This window comes from Corallococcus sp. CA049B, assembly GCF_003611685.1.
Taxonomy (GTDB): Bacteria; Myxococcota; Myxococcia; order Myxococcales; family Myxococcaceae; genus Corallococcus; species Corallococcus coralloides.
On sequence record NZ_RAWC01000346.1, the window covers coordinates 1 to 5,541 of the forward strand.

General features: G+C 72.8%; 2 protein-coding genes. Both read right to left on the bottom strand.

The features are described 5' to 3' along the window. Positions 1-882 precede the first annotated feature (882 nt). The gene (locus D7W82_RS38025; protein WP_120622943.1) at positions 883-3,624 is read right to left on the bottom strand and encodes a VWA domain-containing protein; all 2,742 of its coding nucleotides are present in this window, start codon (positions 3,622-3,624) and stop codon (positions 883-885) included. Continuing rightward, positions 3,621-5,354 (bottom strand): BatA and WFA domain-containing protein, encoded by a 1,734-nt coding sequence (locus tag D7W82_RS38030; RefSeq protein WP_120622944.1) that lies wholly within the window; start codon positions 5,352-5,354, stop codon positions 3,621-3,623. Before D7W82_RS38030 ends, D7W82_RS38025 begins: the two co-directional genes overlap by 4 nt. Between the last annotated feature and the right edge of the window lie 187 nt (positions 5,355-5,541).

Consider the following 5,541-nt stretch of genomic DNA (forward strand, 5'->3'; position numbering starts at 1 on the left):
CCCTGCCCCCCATTGTGCCCACCTCCCGCCCCGCACAGTTCCAAACCTGCACGACTGTCGGACAGGTTTCCGGTGCACAGGTGGACCCGCAGCTCCCGGACCGAACTCCTCAAACTTGTCCGACAGTCGGACAGGTTTCCGCTGTGCCCAGGCGGACCCGCAGCCCCCGGACCGGGCTCCTCTAAACCTGCACGACTGTCGGACAGGTTCCGGCTGCCCAGGCGGACCGGGAGTCCTTGAGCGGAGGTCATCCAAACCGGTCCGACTGTCGGACAGGTTCCGGCTGCCCAGGTGGCCGAAAGCCCCGGGTCGAGGCCCTTCAAACCTGTACGACCGGTCGGACAGGTTTTCCGCTGCCCATTTGGACCAGCAGCCCTCTGCCGAGGTCCTTCAAACTGGTCCGATTGTCGGACAGGTTTTCGCGGCCCAGTCAGACCGGGGACCCGAGCCGAGGCCTGCCAAGCCGGTCCGACTGTCGGACTGGTTTACGCGGCCCAATCAGGCCGGGGCCCCGAGCCGAGGTCCTCCAAGCCGGTCCGATTGTCGGACAGGTTTTCGCGGCCCAGTTAGACCGGGGACCCGAGCCGAGGCCTGCCAAGCCGGTCCGACTGTCGGACAGGTTTTCCGCTGCCCAGGTGGACCGGGTGTCCCCGAGCCGAGGCCCGCCGAGCGGGTCCGACTGTCGGACAGGTTTTCCGCTGCCCAGGTGGACCAGGAGCCCCCGAGCCGAGGTCCTCCAAGCCGGTCCGACTGTCGGACAGGTTCGTGGGGTGCGCCGCTGCCGGGCAGCCCCAGCAGGGTTCTCCCTTCTCCTCCTGTGGACAGCGTGCCTCACAGAGGACCTCGTGCCGTGCGCGTGCTCGCGCGCCCGAGCACGTCGGCTCAGCGCCCCGTGCGACGCCGTGCCCGCGCTCGCGCGGCCTCCAGTGCGGAGTCCACCCCAGCGGGCGGTTTCGGAGGCTCCGGCTTCTGCTCGGCGGGCTCCTCCTGGACGGGTTTGGGCGTTGTCGCGGAGGGCTTCACGTCCGTGCGGGGTGCGGCCTTGGGCTCTCGTGCGCTGGCTTCCTTCACGGGCTTTTCCCGCGCCGCCCGCACTCGCGGCGCGGAGAGGAACCTGCGCACCGCGACCTCCGCCAGCATCGCCGCCAACGCGAACGCGACCAGCCAGGGCGCCAACGCCACGCGGCCCTCCGACTCCGGCGCCTCCGCGAACAGGCCCGTCATCGACAGCCGCTCCTGGCCTCCGCCCACCCCCGCCAGCGCTCGCAGCAGCTTGAGCCCCTCCTTCGCGCTGCCCGGCTCGAACTCCGGCGCGTACGGCAGCGCCACCGGTGGCGCTCTCAACACGCGTCCGCCCCACTTCACCACCGGATGCCAGGTGCCGCTGCCCGTCAGCGGGTACTCGACCACCAGCCGGTCCTCGTCCTCCCAGTGCAGCGGCCTCTCCACGCCAGAGCGTCCATCTCCCGCCAGCAGCACCGCCGTGGGCAGCGCGCCCGGCATCGGCTCGCCCGGCGGCAGGTCCAACGTCACGCGCAGCACGTTGCCCTGGCGCTCCGAGCGCACCACCGCCTCCTCCTTCGGCGTCGGCCGCCCCATCGACCAGCGCACCACCGCCTCCAGCGTCGCCCGCAGCGCGCTCCACTCGCGCAACTCACCCGTGTACCTGCCGTCCACCTCCGCCGTGAGCGCCGCCGTGCGCCCCGCGCCATGCGGCCACAGCGCCAGCACCGGCGCGGCGTTCGTGTCCAACGTGCGCAGTGCCACGTTCGCCCCGGGCTTCAGGTAGGTGAGGTTGTAGCCGCCCACCTGCGGCAGGCCCGTCGTCGGCAGTGGCCCCAGCAGCGGCAGGTCCGGCGCGGCCTCCAGCGACGCGGGCTCGTCCACGAACGTCGCCCTCGCCACCGCGAGCGTCTCCTGGCTGAAGATGCGCGGAAGGCTCATGGCGTCCTCCGCGAAGTAGATGCGCCCGGCGCCGCGCCGGGCCACCTCGCGCAGCAGGTCCGCGTCCGGATCCGTGGGCTTGCCCAGACCGATGACCGACACCGTCACGTTGGCCGCTCGCAGCGCCGCCAGCGTCTCCTGGTAGTCACCCGGCTCCTCGGAGTCCGCCGCGTCCGAGAACAGCACCACGTGCCGCGTGGGCTTTTCACTGCGGAGGATCTCCTTGCTGCCCGCGCGCAGGGCCGTGCCCACGTAGATGCCGCCACCGCCACTGAAGCCTCGCGCCACCTGGTCGAACGGCAGCCCCTTGCTCACCGGACTCAAGGGGAAGATTTCATGCGGCTCCGTGTCCACCATGTGCACGGAGGCTTCGTCGTTCGCGTTGAGCAACGTGAGCGCGGCCGTGACGCCCTCCGCGGCCAACTCCATCTTCGTGCGCCCGTCCGGCACCTGCATGCCCATGGAGCAACTCGAATCCATGAGCACGCTCATCGCCACCGACGCGCGCCGCTGCTCCTCGCGCATCTCCAACGACACAGGCAGCAGTGGCTCCACGGGCGAGCGCCGGTAGCCGCCCTCGCCAAAGCTCGACCGCCCTCCCGTCATCACCAGCCCGCCGCCCGCCTGGTCCACGTAGTCCGCCAGCGCGTTCAACCCCGTCTCGCCCAGCGCGTTGGCGTCCACGTTCTCCAGCACCACCACGCCCACCCCGTCGAGCGCCTCCAGCGACAGATGGAACGGCGCCTTCACCTCCAGCGCCATACCCGTCGCCGCCAGCGCCTTCGCCAGCGTGCCCGAGGGCTGCGCGGTGAGCAGCAGCACGCGCGGCGGCCCCTCCACGCGCAGCACGCCCACGCCCACGTCGTTCTCCGGGACGCCGTCTCCGGGCACCTCCACCGTGAGCCGGTAGTGCACGAGCCCCGGCTCCTCCAGCAGGTCGCGCAGGGGCAGCAGGTTGGGCCCGGGCTTGAAGTCATATGGCCCCTTCACCAGCACCTTCCCGTCGCGCTCCAGGCGCACGGTGCCGGTGACGGCCGAGGTCGCCTGCACCACGGCGGAGAACTGGAACGGCTCGCGCACGGAGACGGTGGCCGGCACGTCCAGCGACACCACGGCCACGTCCAGCGCGGGCTCCGGCCGGGACACCTGCCGGTAGTCCACCGCGATGCCTCGCGCCGCAAGCCGCCGCGTCGCGCCCCGGGCATCCGCGCCCGTGGCCCGGCCGTCGGAGACCACCAGCACCCGGCCCGTGCGCTCGGGAGGAATGAGCGCGCCCGCCGCGTCCAGCGCGGCCGACAGGTCCGACGCCTCCGCGTCCACCGGCCGCGTGAAGCCGCCGAACCGGCCCACCTCCGACAGCGGGGACTCCACCCGCGCCTCGCGGCCGAAGGTGATGACGCCCACGCGGTCGCCCGGCCGGCGCTGGGACTCCACCAGCGAGATGAGCTCCTGCGCCACCCGGTCCACGTCCAACGGCATGGAGCGCGAACGGTCCACCACCACGGCCACGTCGCTGCCCGCGTTCGCCAGCCGCAGCTCCGGTCCGGACAGCGCGCCCACGCCGAGCACCAGCAGCGCCCACCGCAGCGCCATGGGCGGGCCGGGCCTCCGGCCGTAGCGCCACAGGAAGAGACCCAGCGGCAACAGCAGCAGCCACGCCTGGGGAAGGGTGAAGGTCATGCCTTCCTCGTGACGTAGAAGTCCGCCAGCAGCGCGGCCAGCAGCACCAGCAGGGGCCAGCGGGCGCGCTCATGGCCGCTGTTCCCTTCCGAGTCCTCGCCCGCTTCCTTCGCGGCCACGTCCGCGCTGCCCCGGCCACGCAGGTCCGACTCCCGCGCGTCCAGCGCCAGCACCTCCAGCGAGTCCACTTCACGGCCGTCGCGCTCCAGCACGTAACGGCCGGGGCTGGTGGGCGCGGGCAGGCTCAGCGCGCCCGCGCCAAACACGGGCTTGCGGCCCGAAGGGCCTTTCAGCGCATAGCGAGCACCGGCCTCCGTCACCACGGAGAGCGCTTCGCCCAGGTTGAGCTGACGCCGGGGGAAGCCCTCGCGAAGCCTCCGCGCCTCGCGCACCACGTTGCCCAGCAACACGGGCCAGGCGGTGGTCCGCTGGAGGTTGGAGCGCGCCAGGTCCACGTTGAGGTGCAGCCGCCCGCCCTCCTCTTCCGACACGAGCACGGCTTCGCCCGCGGTCATCAACGGACGGCCCGGAGGGTTCGCGCCCGCCGTCCACCGCACGCCCGAAAGCTGTACGTCGTCCATCAGCGTGCTGCCCTTCTCCGTGAAGAACGGTCCCACGAAGGTGCGCAGCGGTCCTTCCGCGCCCAGCGCCACACGGGCCTCCGCGCGAGCGGGGCCGACGGACAGCACCGGCGCGCTGGGAACAGCAGGGCCGCGCGCCACATCGGGAGACACCGCCAGGAAGCGCTCCAGCGCCTGCCTCGACGCGGGCGACAGGCCCTCCGTCAGCCCCACGGCCACCGGCATCACGGGAGACGGAGGCAGGCGCACATGTCCGTCCTCGGGCAGCGCGTCGTCTGGCAGTGATACCTCCACGTCCCCGGCCTCGCGGAACGTGAGGCGCACGGTCGCGGCGCCCTCTTCCGGCAATGTGATGCGCTCCGTGCGTTCGGTGCCTTCACGCGCGCCCGGTCCGGGTGCCGCGCGCACGCGTGCTTCAATCTCTGAGGGCCCCGCCCCGAAGCGAGCGACCCGCAGGGTCACCGTGGCCCGGCCACCCTCGTCGCGCCGCTGCGCGGAGACCACCGCCACGTTGCCCTGGGAGTGGCCCAGCGCCGTCCAGCGCACGGAGGGCGGTACGGTCGTGTCCTCGGAGGGCGGCGCGTCGGTGAAGAAGTGCACGCGCTTGCCCGGGCCAGCCAGCTCCTGCGCCCACAGGAGCGAAGCCGTGACGTCATGGTCCGGCCCCCGCGCCTCGAAGGACTCCAGCGCGCCCAGGGCCCGCGATGCATCGGCTTCCGGTCCAGCGAGGACCCGGGGCGCCACACCGCTCGCGAGCACCGTGACGTGCGTCGCGCGCTCCGACTCCACGCGCTTCGCGGCTTCCGTGCGCACGCGCTCCAGCACCGTCTTGCCCTCCGGAGTCCGCGCGGACATGGACAGGCTGCCGTCCACGACGAGCACCAGGTGACGGCGCCGAGCGCTCTCCCCCAGCCGCACGTCCGCCAGGTACAGCGCGGCGGCCAGCACGGCGAGCGCCTCCAACAGCAGAGACGCCTCACGCGTGAAGCGCTCCCACCGGGGCCCGCCCTCCGCGCGAGGCCGCGGCGTGCGCCACAGGAACAACGCGCTCACCACCACCGGCTTCTGCCGGCGGCGCAGGAAGTACGCCGCGACCAACGGCACCAACGCGCCCAGCGCCAGCAGCCCCCAGGGAAAACCGAAGCTCACGCCCCGCCTCCCGCGACGCACCGCACGCGAGCGCGTGCGCCATCGCTCCAGCCGGAGCCCCACACCCCGCGCGCCATGCTGTTCGCCCCCAGGCTCACGCCCCGCCTCCCGCGACGCACCGCACGCGAGCGCGTGCGCCATCGCTCCAGCCGGAGCCCCACACCCCGCGCGCCATGCTGTTCGCCCC